The following is a 21,338-nucleotide window of genomic DNA, read 5'->3' on the forward strand; positions in this document are numbered from 1 at the left end:
CTTCTAATTTAATCATATAAATAAAAAGGCCCTTTAGTCTTAGTCATTATCCTAAAGGGCCTTTTCACTATATCTCAATTTTTATTTGCAATTAATCTATGATTAAACAGTTTTATTTAAAAGGGTTTTCTGTATTATAAATCATTCCTTTTGGTTGATTAAAACCTACTTCTTTAACACCTAAATATTCAAATAAACCATAAATAGCTTTTCCAAAGTGTCCAAAAGCAACTGCTCCATGATGTGGGTATCTTTTTTCAATTAATACATGACGATAAAATCTTCCCATTTCAGGAATTGCAAAAACACCGATAGCTCCGAATGAACGAGTTGCCACTGGTAATACTTCACCTTCTGCAACATAAGCTGTAAGTTCTGCATCTGCATTACTTTGTAGACGGAAGAAAGTAATTTCTCCAGGTATAATATCTCCTTCAAGAGTTCCTCTTGTTATATTTGGTTCTTGATTTGGCTCTAAAGCTCTTGCCATTATCATTTGATTTTTCATAGTTCCACATGTTAATTTGCAAGCTGCTGTGTTACCACAGTGGAAGGCCATAAAAGTATCTTTTAATGTATAATCAAACTTACCTTTAATTTCTGATTCATACATATCAGCTGGTACTGAATTATTTATATCAAGTAATGTTACAACATCTTCGCTTATGCAAGTTCCTATATATTCACTTAATGCACCATAAATATCAACTTCACATGACACTGCAATACCCATAGCAGTCAAACGACTATTTACATAACAAGGTACAAATCCAAATTGTGTTTGGAATGAAGGCCAGCATTTATTAGCGAAAACAATAAATTCTCTTGATCCTTTATGATCTTCCATCCAATCTAATAATGTTATTTCATATTGAGCAAGTTTTGGAAGAATTCCAGGCATTTTGTTACCTTCTCCTAATTCTTTTTCCATACTAGCTATAACTTCTGGAATTCTTGAATCATTTGCATGTGCATTAAAAGCTGCATACAAATCAAGTTCTGAATTTTCTTCAATTTCAACACCTAGGTTGTATAATTGCTTGATTGGAGCATTACAAGCTAAGAAATCTTGTGGACGAGGACCAAATGAAATTATTTTTAAATTCTTTATTCCAACTAATGCTGTAGCAATTGGTCTGAATTCTGCAATCATATCTGCAACCTCTGTAGCTGTTCCAACAGGATACTCAGGAATATAAGCTTTTATGTTACGTAGTGCTAAATTATAGCTTGCGTTTAACATTCCACAATAAGCATCTCCACGACCATTAATCAAGTTGTCTCCGCTTTCTTCTGCAGCAGCCACAAACATAACTGGTCCATTAAATTCTTTTGCAAGTAAAGTTTCTGCAGTTTCAGGACCAAAGTTTCCAAGATAAACTACTAAAGCGTTAACTCCAGCTTCATTTACTTCTTTTAATGCTTCTCTCATATGTTTTTCATTTTCAACAGTTGTTAAACATTCAAATATATCACCATGTTCTTTTTTATAGGCTTGTACTACTGCTTCTCTACGTTTAACTGATAATTCCATCGGAAAACAATCTCTGCTTACCGCAACAATTCCTAATTTTATTTCTGGCATATTTTTCATAATTTTAATTCCTCCATTATATTTTCTGATTTTATTTTTCTGATTTTATTTTATTGAAATGTTTTTTCCTTTTAAACCGATAAATGCACCTTTTTCACTTAAATCTGTATCTTCATGACCAATTAGCCACTTATTTCTAGCAAATAGTAATGCATCTTCACCAATTTTTTCTATTTTGTTTTCTAAAGCTAAATTAGTATCTTTAGGGAGTACTACAACACACTTAAATCCATTTTCATTTGCATTACAAGGAGCATAATGAAGTGTAGTCGCATAAACTTCTATAATAGTTCCTGCTGGAACAAGAAAAGCTTCTATATTTGATGTAGCATAAGTATAATCTTCTTCAATATCTTGCTGAGAACCTATAAGAAGAATAAGATCGGTTACAGCAATATTTATTTCAGATGAACGGTGATATTCTACTGCATTTAACATGTAATTATTTCCGTTACAAAAACCTATTTGAATAGGTAATTCACCAAATTCTCTTGTTCTTAATTCCTCACCAATTTTTAAATCCTCTAATTCTTTGATTGATGGCTCATAAATCACATCACTTGGCAATGGAGTAGTTTCCATTTTTTTCATTATTTCAGTACAATCATAATTTTTTAAAATTTGACCATATTTTTTAAATTCTTTATCTGACACTTTTTTAATTAACATAGCTACCTACCTTTCATCTAATTCTATAGGAATCCCACTGGCATACCTACATTTTTATTTAAGTCGCTTTGTAAGTTGACTTTATAAAGTGACTTTTTAAACTCTTTTTAATAAGTCTATTGTACTTCTATTTTGCTTTTTCTTCAATAGTTTTTCGTAAACTTTTTCATATTTTTTTATTTCACTATAATTTCCCTTTTTAATTCCATTAATTTACACAATAAAAAACCTAACAAATTTTATTTGCTAGGTTTAACTTTCTAAATATTTAACACTTCAATTTATTTGTACCCATTCTTTGATGAAATCCCAATCTTTGATAGTTCCATCCTCGTTAAGTATTCCTAAATAAACTCCGTCTGCTTTTCCTACCTGCCATATTGCTTTTCCCGAGTTATCTTTATCTGATATTTTATTTTCCTTTACATAATCAAGGAATTTACTTTTACCCACTCCATAGGTTTCCGATACATATCCCACTAAATATATATCGATACAGCTTGCCCCAAAATCTGATAACTTTCTATCTAGAATATGATTTCTTATAATTGATTTCCAGTGGCTTTTAGGTGAACAAACTATCTTACTATTTATATCTTCTATCCTATAGGCTTTATAACTTCTTTGTTCCCATTGTTTTAGTTTAGAACAATCACCTTTGACTTTAACCAATTTTTCTAACATATTTCTCAAATTGCAAACTGTAGGAATAACATTACTATGAATATTTCTACCTCTAATATTATGTGGTAAAATATTTTCTTTTTTATCTCGTTGCTTACTAAAGAACTTCTCAAACATTTTGTCTCATCTCCATTTATGTAATTAATCAAATATTCATGATAAGGTTTTCAATAATAATTATATCATATTAATTATAAACATGTTACTTGATACAATAACGAATTTTACAACTGTATATTGGAGAATTTTACAAAAGTAGAGTTATATTTTTAATGAATATTATTTTTTAGTAATATAATAATATTTTTGTCATTTTTACATTAAAAGCTAAAAAATTGTAAAAATTTTCATTGACAACTATAGGAATAAGTAGTAAAATAATGTTAATATTTACTAGCATAAATGTAAAAACTGAAAAGTGAAAAGCAAATTTGTCGAAAGATAAAGACGCAAAACCACAGGTCTAACTATAGTATTCTATATATGACGGCTGGGTTGCCTAACGAATTTTAAGCGTAATAGGCAATGCTCTATTGCTTTTTTTATGTACACAAAAAAAATTATTAATATAATTTTTTTTAAAAAAAGGGGAGGTGAACTGTTGCAATAATTCTATAAAGATATAATAAAATCTCATATAAATTAGTGGGTATATTTTAACTTATTTTGAGTTATAATATTAACTAGCTATTGTGAATCCAATATATTGCGAAAGTGATATAGTCATAGGATAGAACCTTGATGGTGTTAGTGTTAATAAAAATATTTGCGTAAGTAGTTAGCGAAAATCAAGCAAAATAAGTAAATACAAGATATTGCAAATAAAAGCAAACTTGTATATGTACCATGCGTTGTATGGGAATTTAAGCCCTAGGAGTGTTACATCAAACGAAAGTAGCTTTATAGCAAAATCGGACACGGTGAACAGGGAATTAAACAATACTTATAGATTTTTATAGGTTATCGGCAACGGCTTTAAAATGAAAAAGTTATTTACTATTTTTTTAACAGCAGTATTAATGTTATCCTTATTTTCACCAGCAGTTTATGCATCAGAAAACGATGTACAAACTGTTATAGAAAGTGTAAACAAAACAAATGAAAAAATCGATAAAATGATAAACAATGCAATAGAAAAAGTTAATAAAGAAACTATAAAATACACAAATGATTTAGAAAAATCAAATGGCAAAGAAGATAAAATCAAAGAATTAGAAGAAGACTATAATTATAAAGTTAACAAAATAATATTCGATTTAATAAAAGACACCAATAAAATAGCTGCTAATACCAAAGAAAAAGCAGCTGAAAAAGGAATCGAAGTAACCTGTGAACTTGTTGAAGTACATATTGGCGGACAAATTGTTTGGATAGATCCATTAATAGTTGGCGCATATTAATTAAATATTTTTTAATAGGAAAGGGTGTAATTACACCCTTTTTTTGTCTATTTAATTTTAAAAAAAATCTTAACTTTTATTATTATTATAAATTTATGAAAACATTGTGAATTTACATATAAATGAACATGGATATTTAAACATATTTTATGATATAATCATAAGATAAACCCTTAAGAGCTTAGTTTTAAGGAATAATACCTGTAAATCTTGGCAAATTATTTTCAATGAAAAATTAATTATTTAGGTAGGTATTAAATTACTAAGGAGGACTTAAATGAATACCGGAGTACATATATGCACTCATGATGAATATATAGAAAAAACAGTTCAAGATTCTGCGGAACTAAGGTTATTAGCCAAAGGTGATGGAACCGAAGTAATGATTCAGAAAATCAAGGGTAATGAAACAGTTTTCATAGAACCAAGTGCTTTAAGTGAAACAATGGAATTTTTTTATATATTGAATGGTGAGTTAGAATTATATAAAAACAATTGTAAATCCATGTTAAAAAAAGGAGATTTTTTTTATGTACATCATTTAAATGAAACTGTTCAATTTTGTACCTTAGATGATGTAGAATTACTATATTTTTCAACACAACCATTATTTCATTATCTTAGCAATGCCATAAAAGAGTTAAGCGAATTATCAAAAAAAGTAGAGACAAAGGATAAGTATACTCATGGTCATAATAAAAGAGTAAAAGATTATTCAGTTAAAATTGCAAATAAACTAAATCTTTCAAAAGAGGTCATAGAAAATATTTTATTTGCATCCCTTTTCCATGATTTAGGCAAGATAAATGTGCCTGATGAAATATTGAATAAACCAGGTGGCTTAACTGATGAAGAATTTGATTATATAAAAAAACATCCTTTAGATGGAGCAAATTTAGTTGAGAAAACTTATTTTAAAAATATAAAAAAGATAATAATACAACATCATGAAAGACTCAATGGCTCAGGATATCCTAACGGAATTCAAGGTGATGATATAGTGGTTGAAGCTAGAATTATTGCTATATCTGACACTTATGATGCAATGACAACTAATAGGCAATATAGGAAAGCATTATCCCCACAAATAGCAATAGATGAATTAAGAAAATTAAGTAGAACTCATTATGATGAAGATATAGTTTCTACCTTTATTAATATTCTGAAAGAAGAAGGCGAAATATAATAAAAAGGTGTGCTCAAAATTGTGCACACCTTTTTTTGGCTCTTTAGTTTTGAAAATTTTTCAAAATTAATCATTAATGTTTTTCTTAATTTAATTTTATTTATAAAATACTATACGAAAATAATCAATATATTCCTTTAAACTTTCTATAATCAAAGCTTCAGAACATTTTTTTCCTGATTCCATTTCTTTATCTATAAGATTTTTTAAAGTGGAAGAAACTATAAAACAAGTTTTTTCATAATCTACATTCTCTTTAAACAATGTTAAATCAACATTGTTAAAAACTCTTTTAACTAAAATATCCGTAGAAGCTCTTTTTCTTTTCTTTACTTCATTTAGAATTTCTAAATTTTCTTCACTTTTAGCTGCATCTACGAAATTCATCACATTAGGATGCTTTATTAAAAGCATAGCTAGCTGGTTCATAAGCTCTTCAATACGATAAAATAAATCTGGATGTTTAAAATCAACGTAATTTGTCAAATATACTTCAATAATATTTTCTGCATAATCATAAAGATAGAAAAACATCATTTTCTTATTTCCAAAATATTGAAATATAGACCCTTTAGAAATACCTGCCTTTTGAACAATTGTATTGGTGGAAGCTTTATCATATCCTGATGTTGCAAATTCTTCCATAGCATAATTTATAATATTATCTTTTTTTTCTTTATTTAATTCATCAATTTTCATCCTTTGTAACTCCTTAATTTATATCCAAAGGTTTTGAACTTTCTTTAGTAGCTTTTCCTTTTTTATTAACAACTACTCTAGCTACACTTGCTAAAGCTTTTATACTTGGTTTTTCTAAGTTCTGCTGGACTTGTTTAAAAACTTTTCGAACTGGTATATGCTGTGGACATCTTTTTTCACACTTGCCACAGTCAATACAGCTACTTGTCCAATGAGCCTTTCCATCTGCACTTTGAATTCCTAGATAAGTCATATGAGATATTTTGGCCCCCATCTTTGAAAACATATGATAGTTATTTAAATTTTTGAAAGCAGCTGGAATATCAATTCCTGCAGGACAAGGCATGCAATAAGCACAGCCTGTACACCCTACTTGCATTAATTTATTATAAGTTTTTCTTACCTTCTCCACAATATTAATTTCAGTCTCCGTCATACTGTTCGGAAGAGCTTCTGAGGCAATTTTCATATTTTCTTTTATGTGATCTTCTCTATTCATACCAGACAAAATCATAGTTACTGCAGGGTGATTCCATACCCATCTAAGAGCCCAATCTGCTGGACTTTTCTTAATCTCTGCGCTATCATAAAGTTTTTGCACCTCTTTTGGGATTTTACCTACCAGTGATCCTCCTCTTAAAGGTTCCATTACAATAACACCCATACCTTTACTATAAGCATATTCAATACCTTCTATGCCTGCCTGGAAATGTTCATCTAAAATATTGAATTGAACTTGAGTAAACTCCCAATCATAGCCATCAACAATTCGCATAAAATCTTCTTTCTTTCCATGAAAAGAAAATCCCATATGCTTAACCTTGCCCTCTTTACGAATCTTGTCCATAAAATCTATAATTCCTAGAGATAGCATCTTGTCCCAAGACTTGCCATCTAAAGCATGAAGTAAATAATAATCTATGTATTCAACTTGAAGTTTTCCCAATTGTTTTTGAAAGATTTCTTCCATAGTTTCTCTTTTATTAATAATGTAACAAGGTAGTTTTGTTGCAATTTTCACTTTTTCTCTATATCCATCTTTAAGTACATATTCCCCCAAAAAACTTTCTGAAGCTCCTAAATGATAAGGATAAGCAGTATCTAAATAATTCACTCCATTATCAATAGCATCTCGAATCTGTTTCAAAGCTTTATCTTTGTCAATTAAACTTGAAGCTTCTCCACCAACATGAGTTGGTAATCTCATACACCCATATCCTAAAACAGATAATTTTTCAGTAGAATTTGGCATAGTCCTATATTGCATATTTTTTCCTCCCAAACTATTTGATTATATTATTTTTTCTGATTACAAAACCACTTAACTATCTCAATGACCACTGTGGTCATCTTAATACTATCACAAATGACCACTGCGGTCAATTTTAACTTTAAAAAAGAAGACTAGCTATATATTTTTTATAGAAATATATAGCTAGTCTTCTTTGAAGAAACTTACTAAACCACTGCTAATCTAGATGACAATTTTGGCTTACTTAATTTTTTAACTTGTGTCATATTTTTAGGATTTAATATCTCTTCTAATTCTGATTTTTCAAGTATTCCTTCATTAATAATAATATCTTTTACTGTTTCTCCAGTCTTTAAAGCTCTTTTAGCTATTGTAGCCGCTTTTTCATATCCTATATAAGGACAAATTGCTGTAATTATTCCTACACTGCTATCTACTAAGTTTGAACAAACTTCTTTATTTGCAGTTATGCCTACTATACAATTTTTAATAAAAGTGTTCACTCCATTTGTAAGCATTTCTACAGATCCAAATAAATTATAGAATATAATTGGTTCAAATGCATTTAACTCCAATTGACCTGCTTCTGCTGCCATGGTAATGGTAATATCGTTACCTATGATATTATAAGCAACTTGTGTCATAACCTCTGGGATAACAGGATTTATTTTTCCTGGCATTATAGAAGATCCATTTTGCTTAGCAGGTAAATTTATTTCTCCAAAACCAGTTCTCGGACCTGAAGACATAAGTCTTAAATCATTAGAAATCTTAGATAAAGTTACTGCACAAGTCTTTATTGCTGAAGATACTGCAACAAAACAATCTACATTTTGAGTACAATCAATTAAATCTTCTGCTCTTGTAAGATCTAATCCTGTAATTAATCTAAGAGTTGGAACTATCTTATTAAAATATTCATAATTAGCATTTAATCCAGTACCAATAGCTGTTCCCCCTAGATTTATGCATTTTAATTCTTCCTTTGATCTTTCTAATCTTTTTATATCTCTATTTATTGCTGAGGTATAAGCCTTAAACTCTTGCCCTAGTGTAATTGGTACTGCATCTTGCATTTGAGTTCTTCCCATTTTAATAACATCTTCAAATTCTTTTTCTTTTAATTCAAGTGCTTCACTTAATCTTCTCAACTCATTTATTGCTTTATCTAAAAGTCTTAAAGTTGTTATCTTTCCTGCTGTTGGAATTACATCATTTGTAGATTGACCCATATTTACATGATCATTTGGGTGGACAATGGAATACTCTCCTTTATTGCCCCCTAAAATCTCTATTGCTCGATTTGCTATAACTTCATTTGCATTCATATTGGCGGAAGTGCCAGCACCTCCTTGAATAGGATCTATAATGAAACTTTCAAATAACTCGCCATTTATTATTTCATCACAAGCTAAAACAATTGCTTTTTCAATCTCTTTATCAAAAAGCTTAGCTTCCCCATTTGCTATAGCTGCTGCTTTCTTTATTTCTGCCAATGAACACACAAAATCTCTATTCATTTTCAGTCCCGATATAGTAAAATTTTCAGCCGCCCTCAGTGTATGCACCCCATAATAAGCCTCACTTGGAACAAGTTTTGAACCTATTGAATCACTTTCCATTCTAAACTCCATAATAAATTACCCCCGTCTGTAATTATCTAAAAATATTATAGGTAAATACTATCATTTAGCAGAAAATTATTCAATACTAATTGCTAAACCACGTAATTATTTCTGTTTTATGCTTTTCCAAGAAAAAATATACTGTTTTCTTTGTCTTTAAATCTTTATTACCGAATTTTATTCCCCCTAAAATATCAATTTTCCACTACCTATCAGGATTAACAGAATAATGATACTTAGGCATAGACAAAACCACATTGGTATTGGTCTTTAAAACTCCCTCTACGCTTTTAATTCTCGTAAGAAGTTTTTCTAAAGTATAAGTATTTTTTGTCACGATTTTTATTATATAATCATATCCTCCAGCAGTGTATAAGCATTCTAATATCTCGTCTTCCTTTTCTATAAAATTCATAAACTTTTCAGTAAATTGTGGTCTTTCTAAGCTTACATTCATTACAGCCATCAAATCTTCTCCCAAACTCTCATTATCAAGAATAGCTGTGTATTGTTTTATAACTCCCGAATTCTCTAGTTTCTTTATTCTTTCTCCTGTAGCTGACAAAGAAAGATTTATTTTACTACTTATTTCAGAATTTGATATTCTTGCATTCTCTTGTAGTATTTTTAAAATATTAATATCTATACTATCCATTAGGTTACACCCCTTAATTTATATTAACTTTAATAATTATACCATGAAATTTATTTATATTCATTAATCATAAGTATGGGTTAAAGTTAAGATAAATCATATATTTCATAGAAATCATAAAAACGTGAAAAAAGAGAAGGACTAATCCTTCTCTCTAAACTACATATAATATATCCAAAATACCGCTACCCTATAATTGACACCTATCCTCCGATAGGTGGGTGTTCTCAATGATAAATCTATCTCTTAAAAGCCATCTAAGGGTCTCACAATAAGCCCATATCATCATCAATATTTTGAACTCCCTTGCTTAAACTGTAGGTTCAATACAAGAGCACACGTATAATTCAGAAATATTAACTATTTAATTTTTTGTTTCTCTCTAAATATAATATAGCAATGTTTTTTTAAAATATCAAGAGGAAATTTCTAGATTTATAAAAAAAATAGCTTAAAGAAAGCTATTTTTTAATATTTTACTTTTTAGCAAGATACTTTCTAATATCAAATGCAACTGCTGTTATAATTATGGCACCTTTAATTATTTGTTGCCAGTATGGATTTACTCCTACAAAAGTTAATCCGTAATTAATTACACTAAATATTAATACCCCAACTACAACTCCTGGAACTGTACCAACTCCACCTGAAACCGACCATCCACCTACAACACAAGCTGCAATAGCATCAAGCTCATATCCTGCTCCATAGTTATTTGTTGCTCCACCTGTTCTTGCGGCTTCCAAAACCCCAGCTATACCATATAATGTACCTGCAATTATATAAAGAGCCATAATATTCTTTTTAACATTAATTCCTGATACAATAGCTGCTTCTTGGTTACCACCAATTGCATAAAGATTCTTACCCAATGTAGTTTTATTTAAAATTACGTATATTATAATTATTACTGCTATAGCTATTAATATAACATAAGGAATCCCTAAAAATGACCCTGTTCCTAGCTTAGAAAAATCTCCTCTTAATCCACCTATTGGTTGTGAATTGTTAGGAGGAAGATTAAAATAAATTGAGTTTGCACCATAAACTATAACCATTGTTCCTAAAGTTGCTATAAAAGCCGGAACTTTAAATCTTGATACAATAAATCCGTTAATAGCACCCACCAAAACACCAATAAGTATTGCAAGTATAACAGGTATAATAAGATTCATTGCTGGCAAATTAGGATAAAACTTATTAGAATAATCAGCTGATTGAAGCATGGAAGCTGAAACTACAGCTGAAAAACCAACTACACGGCCTGAAGATAAATCAGCTCCTCCAGTTAAAATAATGAAAGCCGCACCTAAAGCTATAATTACCCTTGTGGAACTTTGAATCAATACATCTCTCATGGATCTTACAGATATAAATCTTGGATCTTTTATAGCAATGGCTACAATTAATATAACTAAAACAATATATATAGCGTATTGTCTTAAAAATTCCCCAGTATTTTTTTTGTTTATATTTAAATTAAACATAATTACTCCTCCTTATTTATAGCTAAACATTACTAAACTTAATTTCACTAATACAAATTTATAGTTAAAGTGATTTATCTTTAAACCATATACTTAGTTGCTAATTTCATGATTTCTTCTTGATTTGCTTTTTCTCTATCAATGATACCCGATAATTTACCTTCGCACATAACCATTATTCTATCGGATATACCTAGCAATTCAGACATTTCTGAAGATATCATAATAACACTTTTACCTTGTTTTGCAAGCTCTATTATTATTGAGTAAATTTCATATTTAGCTCCAACATCAATTCCTCTAGTTGGTTCATCCAATATTAAAATCTCTGGATTAGTTAAAAGCCATCTGGACAAAAGTACCTTTTGTTGATTACCACCTGAAAGATTTTTTATTGCCGTTTTTATTGAAGGTGTCTTGGTTCTAAACTTATCAATATACTCTTGTGTATCTTTTTGCCTTTTCTTCTCGTTTAATAATCCAAATTTATTTAAATAATTAGATAAACTAGCTATAACTGTATTTTCAACAATAGATAATGCTGGGAAAATACCTGTTGCACGTCTTTCTTCTGTTAATAAAGCCATTTTATGAGCTATAGCCTCTGTTGAGGATTTTATTTTGACTTGCTTATCATGGATAAACATACTTCCTTTTTCAACTTCTCTTAATCCAAATATAGCTTCAAATAATTCAGTTCTTTGTGCTCCAACCAAACCACCTACGCCTAAAATTTCACCTTTTTTTAATTCAAAAGAAATATCTTTGAAAGACTTAGGAGATGGAGAAGTAAAATCTTCAATCTTCATTATTGTTTCACTAGGTTTATTATCTTTTGGTGGAAATCTATTAGTTAATTCACGTCCAACCATTCTTGATATTATTAAATCTGTTGTTAAATCCTTTGCTCGCCATGTACCTACAAGAGTACCATCCCTCATTATGGTTACATCATCAGATATTCTAAGAATCTCCTCCATTTTGTGGGATATATATATAATGGCAACGCCCCGATCTCTCAAACTATTAATAATCTTAAATAAATGTTCAACTTCATTTTCCGTTAAAGATGAAGTGGGCTCATCCATAATTACAATTTTAGAATTAAAAGAAACCGCTTTTGCAATTTCCATAGATTGTAATTTAGAAACGGACATATCTCCTGCTTTTATTTTAGGATCAATTTCTATCTCAAGACTTTTAAATAATTCCGTTGTATCATTATACATTTTTTTACTATCAATAAATTTTAGTGGTCCAAATTTTACTTCTGGAAATCTTCCTAACCAAATATTTTCCATTACATTTCTATATTTAACCGGATGTAATTCTTGATGTATCATTGATATTCCTAACTCTAAAGCTTCTTTAGAGTTATTTGTATCTACTTTTTTACCTTCTAATAATATTTCACCTTGATCTTGATGATATATTCCAAATAAACATTTCATCAATGTAGATTTCCCTGCTCCATTCTCTCCCATGAGAGCATGTACAGTTCCTTTTTCAACCTTAAGAGTAACATTATCTAATGCTTTAACCCCCGGAAATTCTTTAGTTATATTATTCATTTCTAAAATATATTTTCTATCATCCATATAATTGCCTCCTGTGGATATGAGTAATTACAAAATAGAAAACAAGAGCAAAGCTTTAGTTTTTACTCTTGTTTTCTAAATCAAAACTATCTTTTATTACTGAGCGTCACTAATATTGTCTTTTGTTATAGGTTTGTAATCGATCCAGATATATTTTCCATCAGTTATTTCATAACCAGTATTATCTTTTGAAGGAGTTTCTCCATTTGCAAGAACAAATGAAACTTTATAAGTAGCAACACCTTGGTTTTTAGCATCGTTCAAAACTGTTCCAAGCATAGTTCCATCTTTAATAGCTTGTAATCCAGGTGCAGTTGCATCAACACCAACTACGGGAATGTATTTATCCCCTGTGAAATATCCTGATGCTTTTAATGCTTCTATAGCACCAAGAGCCATATCATCATTGTTTGCAAGTACAGCTTCTATTTTATCACCAGATGATGATAAGAATGCTGCCATTTTTTCTTGCCCTTTAACTCTATCCCACATACCAGTATCTTCAGCGATTTTTTCTACTTTGATTCCAGCAGCTTCTATTGCTTCTATTGAATACTTAGTTCTTAACTCAGCATCTTGATGTCCTGGTTCACCTTTCAACATTACATATTGAAGAACTCCATCACCATTCAAATCAGCTTCTGGATGTGCTTTCCAATAATCAATAATTAATTGACCTTGCATAGTTCCTGATTGTTCAGCTTTTGCACCTACATAATAAACTTGATCCCATTTTTGCATATCTTCTGGTAATGGTTCACGGTTAAAGAATACTACTGGTGTTTCAGCTGCTTTAGCTTTATCAATAATTACACTTGCAGCAGTTCTATCAACTGGGTTAATAGCTAAACTATCAACTTGCTTTGTAATAAATAAATCTATTTTATCATTTTGAGTTGTTTGAGCATTTTGACTATCAACTATATCCATTTCAGCATTTCCTTTTGCTGCTTCATCAATAGCGTTTCTAACTCCAGTCATAAAAGTATCATCAAACTTGTAAATTGCACAACCGATAGTTGGCATTTTGTCTTCAGTCTTTGTATCTCCAGTACTTGCTGTGTTTCCAGTATTGCTATTGTTTTTAGAATTACCACATGCTGCCAAAGAAGTTAGCATTAAAGATGCTAGTAAAATTGATATTGCTTTTTTCATAAAAGTTACCCCCTGTTAATTTTTTTTTTCATTTCCATTAAATTTAAAAATTTTGAAAGAGTTTTTGTAAACCTTTAAATATATATTATCATCTTTTCAAACTTGTAAGAATATAAAATCCTATGGTAGTTATATAAAAATCCTATGGCATTGTTTACATGAAAAATGATAATAATTATAGTTCACTATAATTATTATCATTTTTCTCTATAAATATACTGGATAAAATATACTACTAAAGTCAATTCACAAAAGGAAATATGAATTTTTCATTCTCTGGTAAAAACATATTTTCTTTATTTATAACTTTAGAACCTGTGTCTATATATTCTTCAATCTTCTCTGAATTTATAGAACTACTAGCATTTTTCACACTTAAATATCCCATATTAAAAGGATTTTGTATTATAGTTGCTTGTATTACATTTTTCTCAATATACTGAATTTCTTTTGGTGTAGAATCAAAGCCTACAATCTTTATCCCATTCATCAAATTCATTTCATAAATTGCATCAGCGACTCCAATGGTGGACACTGAATTTAATGCAACAATGGCATCTAAGTTTGGATACTCACTCAAAACATTTTTAGTTAAAGTGGTTGCTAAACTAGAATCTTCTGAACAGTATTTTTTTGCTACAACTTTAATATTAGGATATTTACTAAGTGTATCTAGAAAACCACTTTCCCTTTGGTCTCCTGTAAGGTTTCCCTTAACATAGCCCATTAAAGCAACATTTGCTTTTTCTCCCACAAGATTAATCAATTCTTCTCCTGCTTTTTTTCCTGCCTCAAAATTGTCCGTTGCTATAAAAGAATTGATGGCATCGGTTTCTAAATTAGAATCAATTATAATAACAGGTATTTTATGATTTCTTGCTTTATTAGCTATATCCACTAAAGCTTTGCTATCAGAAGGGGCCAAAATAATTGCATCAACCCCTTTATTTACTGCCTCACTTACCATTTTAATTTGTGCATCTATATCACTTTCATCTATAGGAGCCATATAATTAATTTCCACACCGAACTCTTTTGCCGCAATATCTGCTCCCATTTTTACAGTCTCCCAATAATAATCCTCTCTTGATTTAACAATTAAAGCAACTTGTTTAACTTCACTACTGGCATTAATTTTCTGCTTATAACTACAAGAGGTTGCTATTATTAAGGGAAGTATTATAACTATTAATTTATTAATTTTAATCAATTTTTTCTCTCCTCTTCAATTATAGGTAACAACAATTGTACAATAGTTCCTTCTTCAAGTTCACTTTTAATCTCAATTCCATACTCATCACCATAAAGCAACTTTAATCTTTGATTAACATTTTTCACCCCAACACCCATCTTATTTTCTTTTAAATCTGTTGATTGTAATTTTTCTAAAGTTTCCTTATCCATACCAACTCCATTATCTTCCACTAAGTAAACTAATTTATTATCTTTTATAAAAACTGATATCTTTATATTTCCTTCATCCACCATATATTTTATACCGTGGTAAATTGAGTTTTCTATTATAGGTTGAAGAATGAGTTTTAAGGTTTTATAATTTAAAGTACTTTCATCTATTTCAAAACTAAATTCAAACTTATCCACATACCTTCTTTTTTGGATAATTAAATAATTTTTAACATGCTCTAATTCTTCTTTTACTGTAATAATATTTTTTCCTTTACTTAAACTTATTCTAAATAATTTAGCTAAAGCTGTAACCATTATTATTACATCATCTGTTTTTTCATTTTCAGCCATCCACACTATAGAATCTAATGTGTTATATAGAAAATGAGGATTTATTTGAGCTTGAAGGGTATTCAACTCACTTTTTCTTTTTAATTCTTGTTCAACAACAATCTGATCCATTAATTCTTTTATTTTTTTTACCATAACATTAAAAGATTCTGAAAGCTTTTCTACTTCAGTTTCCCCTTTTATATCAATAAAAGTATCAAATTTACCTTCTTCAACTTTTTTCATTGAAATTTCTAATTCCTTTATAGGCTTAGAAATTTTTGAAGATATAAAAGCTGAAATCAAAATTGAAACAATTACCACCACAATAATTATATACACCAAAAATTCATTAGTGCTGTTTATAGTTTCGTTAATTTCATCAATAAAGTAAACCCCCACCAAATCCCAATTGGTATTCTTTATAGGTTTTCTTGTTATCAATCTTTTAACATTTTGTTGGTCTTGAATAAAGCTTCCATAAGCATTATCTAATATTTCCTTTGTGTTTTCAATTTTGAGTCCATTATATATCAAAGGTTGTTGTGAATGAAATACAATATTTCCTGAGCGGTCTGTTATGAATATATACCCCTTTTCCCCTAAATTTATAGATGTACATAAATCATTAATTGATTTAAAATTCATATCTACCAATATAACAATGGATTCACTTGTCTTATGGCTATTTAAAGGAGATATAGATTTGCTTAATGACAATACCCAATCATATTTACCTTCATAAATATTTTGAACATGGGGAGAAGAAAAAATATAATTATTTTGTTTTTTTATAGAGGCTAAAAACCATTCTTGATTTTTTACATCTAAATCCTCTTTAGTTTTATAAGAAGGAGTGGATAATAACAATTCTCCTTCGCTAGAAAAAATATTTATTGAAACTATGTCCGTTCTAGTACTTAAAATCACATTTATTTGTTCCGTTAATTTTTCATCAAATATATTATCGTTTGTTATAATACTATTTTGGATAGTATTTGAAGTTTCCATCATGGTTTTTATATAAAAATTTAAATTTAGATTAACCTGTTCTATAAACTGATCATTGTTTAAAGTTACTTTTTCTATGGCATTATCCGAATAATTCTTCGATAATGTTATTCCTATAAACAACATAGCACTAATTATTAATATGCTATATGACATAGAAATTACAAATTGCAAACTTTTAAATTGTATAGAATTTAATATTTTTTTTATAAATTTCACTTTTTTTCTCCTTAAGAACAATCCTAGCCATTTCTATAACCTGTAGGCGATTTCCCGTAAAGTTTTTTAAATGAATAGCTAAAATAATTTGATTCTGCATATCCTACTTTTTCAGCAATTTCATAACTTTTTAAATCTGTTGATTTTAAAAGTTCCTTAGCTTTTTCCATTCTTTTATTTGTAAGATAATTTACAAAAGTTAAATTAGTTTCTTTTTTAAAAATATAACTAAAATAAGCTGAGCTAATATGAAGGTATTGACATACTTTATTTATAGAAACATCTTTATTATGATAGTTGTTATCGATATAATCTAATGATTTAATTACTAAAAGTTTATACCCCTCTTCTCTTTCTTTTACAATGCTATCTTTAATTTTAAAACATATATCCTTTAGCCAAGCTTTTATTTGATTAACATTTTTAAGGTTTTGTAATTGAATAAACAAATTACTATTTTTTCCGAATATAGTGTCAATGTCTACATTTGATTCCTTTGCTGTTTTTAAAATAGAAGTTACAATATCCAAAAAAAATATTTCATAGTCTTTGATAGTTACATTAGAATTAATAAATTTATCAAATATGCTTTCAATGTGATTATTGATTTCCTTTTCCGTTTCAAATTTTATGGCTGTCACTAAATCCTTTACTTTGGTATCATCCTGTACTATTTCTTCATCTTTCTTAGCTTCAATGTCTTCAATAAAAATAATTCTATTGTCTCCTAATAGAATTCTATAATTTAATGCGGACATAGCACTATTATAAGAAAGATTTAATGAACTAATATCTGTGACAAAAGTACCTACTCCTATGGTAGCTTTATATTTACTGAATTTTTCTATATAAATCCTGATTTCTTCTAAACAATTAAATGTTTTTATTAAAGAACTTTCCTTTTTTGATTCTTTAGCAATTGTAATAACAATAATCTTATTGTTATTAGTTAAAACTAAACCTATATTATATTTTTTTATTATTCCCTCGATAGTACTCATTTGAGCAAATCTTGTAAGCTCAATGTGCTCCCATTGTTCAAAGGATAAATTTGAACTATATGTATTTTCTTTTTTTTCAAGGTCTATTAATGAGATACAATACCCATTACCCATTATATCTATATTATAATATTCTGACCTTTGAACAATTTCTTCCTTGCTTAAGTTATTAAAAATCAAGGAGTTCAAAAAATTTTCTTTTAATACTGGTAAACTTTTAGTGTAATGCTCTCTCAATAATTCAATATCCTCTTTTTCAGAAGTTTCTTTATCTAACTTAGTTTTGATTTTACTCAAAATTTCTATTAAATCTGAAGCTGAGGTAGGTTTTAAAATGTATTCAAAAATATCTAAGCTAATAGCTTCCTTGGCATACTGGAATTCATCATGACCCGTTAAAAAAACGATTTTTATTGTGGGATATTTTTTTCTTAACTCTGTAGCTAGTCCAATACCATCCAAAAAAGGCATTTTAATATCTGTAATAAGTAGGTCTGGAATATTTCTTTCTACTAAATCTAGGGCCTCTTTGCCATTTTCCGCTTCTCCTATAACTTCAAAGCCTTGTTCTTCCCATTGAATATTTTTTAGTATGGATTTTCTAACAATTTCTTCATCATCTACTAACATCAAAGTATACATTAACATCCTCCATAAAATAAATTTCATCTATAATGCCCTGTATTTATAATATCACACTAATTTATGTCAAATCAATTTATATAAAATCAATTAATTTAAACATTTCTACATCTCCACTCATTTGGGGAGTATCCCGTAATATTTTTCATTGTTTTACTAAAATAATATATATCTAAAAAACCTATTAATTCTGCTATATTGGTTACTGAAAAATCAGTTTTATCTAATAATTCTTTTGCTTTTTCTATTCTTATATCATTTAAATATTGGGATATTGAAATCCCTTCCTTATTTTTGAAAAATTTACCTATGTAATCTTCATTATATCCTAAATATTTTGATATTTCTTTTCTTGTGATTTTTCTAAAATAATATTGATTGATATAACTCTTTATGTAATCGATTAAATTCTCATTATTATATTTTGAATTTAAATTATTCTCCTCAGTCATTTGATATATTACCTCTTTAATTATTAATAAAAGATTTGCTTTTGCCCCTAATTGCCAAGTTATATGATGCTGATCAAAAGCCTTCAATATATCCTTAAATCTATCTTCTACGTAACTAGTTTTATTTATTTTAAATATCTCAGGTATAAAAAATCTATTTTCAATCTTATAATCTTGCCTTAAATAATTTTTTTCTGGCAATTCCTCATTAAAATAAATATTCTGATTATCTTTTATTAAATTTTCCAAATCATGCACATCTCTTCTATATTTAAAATCAAAATGCACCCATATTATTTCTGCTGGATTTTCTTTGTCTTTCCAAAATCCATGGGGAATATTGGGTTTTATTAATAGCAAACTTCCTTTAGTAAGTTCATGTTCCACTCCATTTGCACTGTAATAAGCTTTTCCCTTAATACAATACATCCACTCATGATCATATATTTTCCTATAAGTATTTCCCCACTCAGCAATACCTTGAACGCCAACTTTTCTTACATAAGGGTTTAATTCATCAATCATGATAGTATCTGTTTTTTTCATATTCCTTATTCCCTCTTAACTGTTTATTTAAACGTATATTTAGTTTTATTATATTCTAAATATCTTTTTTTTACAAATCCTCATCTTCTTTTTCCATTGTATTTTTCTATAAATCCTTCATAATTATAATTAATGAATTTATAAATATAACCTTATATTTTAGGAGGAATAAAAAAATGAAAAAACCAAATATTCTATTAATCACAAGTGATCAACAACACTGGAATACTATTGGAGCTTTTAACTCTGAAATTAAAACTCCAAATCTAGACCGATTAGTAAAAGAAGGAACAACCTTCAGTAGAGCCTATTGTCCAAACCCTACTTGTACTCCTACACGAGGTTCAATTATTACAGGAATGTATCCAAGTCAACATGGTGGTTGGACACTAGGAACAAAAGTACCTGAAGATATTCATACTGTTGGAGAAGACTTTATTAATGCTGGATACAAGACAGCTCTTGTGGGAAAAGCCCATTTTCAGCCTTTAGCTTCCACTGATGAATATCCTTCATTAGAAGCCTACCCTATTCTTCAAGACTTAGAATTTTGGAAAACTTTTAATGATAAAACTGAAACATGGTATGGTTTTCAACACTGTGAGTTAACTAGAAATCACACTGATGAAGCACATGTAGGTCAACATTATGCCCTTTGGTTAGAAGAAAAAGGCTGTGATAATTGGAAAGATTATTATAGAAAACCTACTGGAACACTTGAACACCTACCATCAAGAAAATGGGAAATACCCGAAGAATTCCATTATGATGCTTGGATTTCAGAAAGAACCAATTCATTAATGGAAGAATATGTAGAATCAGACAAACCATTTTTTATGTGGTCTAGTTTTTTTGATCCTCATCCAGATTATGTTGTTCCAGAACCTTATTATTCAATGTATGACCCTGATAAATTAACTTTACCTACAATAACTGAAGGTGAGCATGATAAAAATCCTCCTCACTTTGCTCTAACACAACAAGATAATCCTGATTTTTCTTGTTATAACGAAACTGGACATGCAATCCACGGAATGCATACACATTTATCTGAGGAAAAAGTGTTAAGAAAACATTTATCCATATATTACGGTATGGTAACTATGATGGATAAATATATTGGAAAAATTTTAGACAAACTAGATGATTTAGGAATAGCAGATAATACTATTGTTGTATTCTCCACTGACCATGGTCATTTAATAGGTCATCATGGCTTAAAAGCGAAAGGACCTTTCTTATATGAAGATATGATTAAAGTACCCTATTTAGTTCGTTATCCAGATAAAGTAGCTGCTGGCAAAACTTCAGACTCCCTACAATCTTTAGTTGATTTAGCTCCAACTTTCTTAAGCTTTATTGGCCAAAAAATTCCTAACTGTATGACTGGTAAAGATCAAAAGGAAGTTTGGTTAGGTAATAAAGATAAGGCTCGTAATCATATCATCTGCGAACATCATCACGAACCTACTACCATTAATTTAAGAACATATGTAGATGAACGTTATAAATTAACAGTTTATTATAATCATATCTATGGTGAGTTGTTTGATCTTCAAGAAGATCCAAAAGAAATAAATAACCTTTGGGATAACCCTGAATTTAAAGATTTAAAAATGGAATTGATGTTGAAATATATTTCTGCTGAACTAGGAAAAGAACCTATGTGGATGCCTAGGGTATATGGTGCATAAATTATTTTAAAAGAAAACTACTGTCCTATTAT

17 protein-coding genes and 1 riboswitch are annotated in these 21,338 nt (G+C 29.0%); of the genes, 3 read left to right on the top strand and 14 right to left on the bottom strand.

Going from position 1 to position 21,338, the window contains the following annotated elements; genetic code table 11:
• Window positions 1-112 precede the first annotated feature (112 nt).
• The 3 genes from BUB83_RS12130 to BUB83_RS12140 form a co-directional block, all read right to left on the bottom strand.
• Window positions 113-1,594: an L-fucose/L-arabinose isomerase family protein gene (locus BUB83_RS12130; RefSeq protein ID WP_073338738.1), complete on the bottom strand. Its 1,482-nt coding sequence runs from the start codon at window positions 1,592-1,594 to the stop codon at window positions 113-115.
• A gap of 45 nt (window positions 1,595-1,639) precedes the next feature.
• Window positions 1,640-2,263, bottom strand: a complete 624-nt coding sequence (locus tag BUB83_RS12135) for a DUF4867 family protein (protein ID WP_073338739.1) — start codon at window positions 2,261-2,263, stop codon at window positions 1,640-1,642.
• Between the two features lie 276 nt (window positions 2,264-2,539).
• Window positions 2,540-3,064 carry a hypothetical protein gene (locus BUB83_RS12140; protein WP_073338740.1) on the bottom strand — a complete coding sequence of 175 codons (525 nt, stop codon included), beginning with the start codon at window positions 3,062-3,064 and terminating at the stop codon, window positions 2,540-2,542.
• Between the two features lie 297 nt (window positions 3,065-3,361).
• Window positions 3,362-3,450: riboswitch (cyclic di-GMP riboswitch) on the top strand.
• Window positions 3,451-3,927: 477 nt separating this feature from the next.
• On the opposite strand from BUB83_RS12140, the gene BUB83_RS12145 reads away from it, so the two are divergent.
• Together BUB83_RS12145 and BUB83_RS12150 are read left to right on the top strand one after the other, a co-directional pair.
• Window positions 3,928-4,347: a hypothetical protein gene (locus BUB83_RS12145; RefSeq protein ID WP_073338741.1), complete on the top strand. Its 420-nt coding sequence runs from the start codon at window positions 3,928-3,930 to the stop codon at window positions 4,345-4,347.
• A 277-nt stretch (window positions 4,348-4,624) separates the two neighbouring features.
• On the top strand, window positions 4,625-5,533 hold the full coding sequence (locus BUB83_RS12150) for an HD-GYP domain-containing protein (protein WP_073338742.1): 909 nt from the start codon (window positions 4,625-4,627) through the stop codon (window positions 5,531-5,533).
• Window positions 5,534-5,629: 96 nt separating this feature from the next.
• Here BUB83_RS12150 and BUB83_RS12155 read toward each other — a convergent pair whose 3' ends face one another.
• The 11 genes from BUB83_RS12155 to BUB83_RS12205 form a co-directional block, all read right to left on the bottom strand.
• Window positions 5,630-6,232, bottom strand: coding sequence for a TetR/AcrR family transcriptional regulator (locus tag BUB83_RS12155; RefSeq protein ID WP_073338743.1), 603 nt, complete (start codon window positions 6,230-6,232; stop codon window positions 5,630-5,632).
• 13 nt (window positions 6,233-6,245) lie between these two features.
• The gene (locus BUB83_RS12160) at window positions 6,246-7,499 is read right to left on the bottom strand and encodes an aldo/keto reductase (RefSeq protein ID WP_073338744.1); all 1,254 of its coding nucleotides are present in this window, start codon (window positions 7,497-7,499) and stop codon (window positions 6,246-6,248) included.
• A gap of 191 nt (window positions 7,500-7,690) precedes the next feature.
• Window positions 7,691-9,118, bottom strand: coding sequence for an aspartate ammonia-lyase (locus tag BUB83_RS12165; protein WP_073338745.1), 1,428 nt, complete (start codon window positions 9,116-9,118; stop codon window positions 7,691-7,693).
• A gap of 196 nt (window positions 9,119-9,314) precedes the next feature.
• A complete protein-coding gene (locus tag BUB83_RS12170) occupies window positions 9,315-9,764 on the bottom strand; it encodes an Lrp/AsnC family transcriptional regulator (RefSeq protein ID WP_073338746.1) in 450 nt (149 codons plus the stop codon).
• Between the two features lie 476 nt (window positions 9,765-10,240).
• A complete protein-coding gene (gene mglC / locus BUB83_RS12175; protein WP_073338747.1) occupies window positions 10,241-11,251 on the bottom strand; it encodes a galactose/methyl galactoside ABC transporter permease MglC in 1,011 nt (336 codons plus the stop codon).
• Window positions 11,252-11,331: 80 nt separating this feature from the next.
• Window positions 11,332-12,849: a sugar ABC transporter ATP-binding protein gene (locus BUB83_RS12180; protein WP_073338748.1), complete on the bottom strand. Its 1,518-nt coding sequence runs from the start codon at window positions 12,847-12,849 to the stop codon at window positions 11,332-11,334.
• 96 nt (window positions 12,850-12,945) lie between these two features.
• The gene (locus BUB83_RS12185) at window positions 12,946-14,004 is read right to left on the bottom strand and encodes a galactose ABC transporter substrate-binding protein (RefSeq protein WP_073338749.1); all 1,059 of its coding nucleotides are present in this window, start codon (window positions 14,002-14,004) and stop codon (window positions 12,946-12,948) included.
• Window positions 14,005-14,245: 241 nt separating this feature from the next.
• The gene (locus tag BUB83_RS12190; protein WP_073338750.1) at window positions 14,246-15,214 is read right to left on the bottom strand and encodes a substrate-binding domain-containing protein; all 969 of its coding nucleotides are present in this window, start codon (window positions 15,212-15,214) and stop codon (window positions 14,246-14,248) included.
• A complete protein-coding gene (locus tag BUB83_RS12195; RefSeq protein WP_242950674.1) occupies window positions 15,211-16,971 on the bottom strand; it encodes a sensor histidine kinase in 1,761 nt (586 codons plus the stop codon). The genes BUB83_RS12190 and BUB83_RS12195 overlap by 4 nt, the downstream gene beginning before the upstream one ends.
• Window positions 16,972-16,994: 23 nt before the next feature.
• Window positions 16,995-18,614, bottom strand: coding sequence for a response regulator (locus BUB83_RS12200; protein ID WP_073338751.1), 1,620 nt, complete (start codon window positions 18,612-18,614; stop codon window positions 16,995-16,997).
• Between the two features lie 95 nt (window positions 18,615-18,709).
• A complete protein-coding gene (locus tag BUB83_RS12205) occupies window positions 18,710-19,612 on the bottom strand; it encodes an AraC family transcriptional regulator (protein ID WP_073338752.1) in 903 nt (300 codons plus the stop codon).
• 176 nt (window positions 19,613-19,788) lie between these two features.
• On the opposite strand from BUB83_RS12205, the gene BUB83_RS12210 reads away from it, so the two are divergent.
• Window positions 19,789-21,306, top strand: a complete 1,518-nt coding sequence (locus BUB83_RS12210; RefSeq protein WP_073338753.1) for a sulfatase family protein — start codon at window positions 19,789-19,791, stop codon at window positions 21,304-21,306.
• Window positions 21,307-21,338 lie beyond the last annotated feature (32 nt).

It is taken from the genome of Clostridium grantii DSM 8605 (assembly GCF_900129965.1).
In the GTDB taxonomy this organism is placed as follows: domain Bacteria; phylum Bacillota; class Clostridia; order Clostridiales; family Clostridiaceae; genus Clostridium_AF; species Clostridium_AF grantii.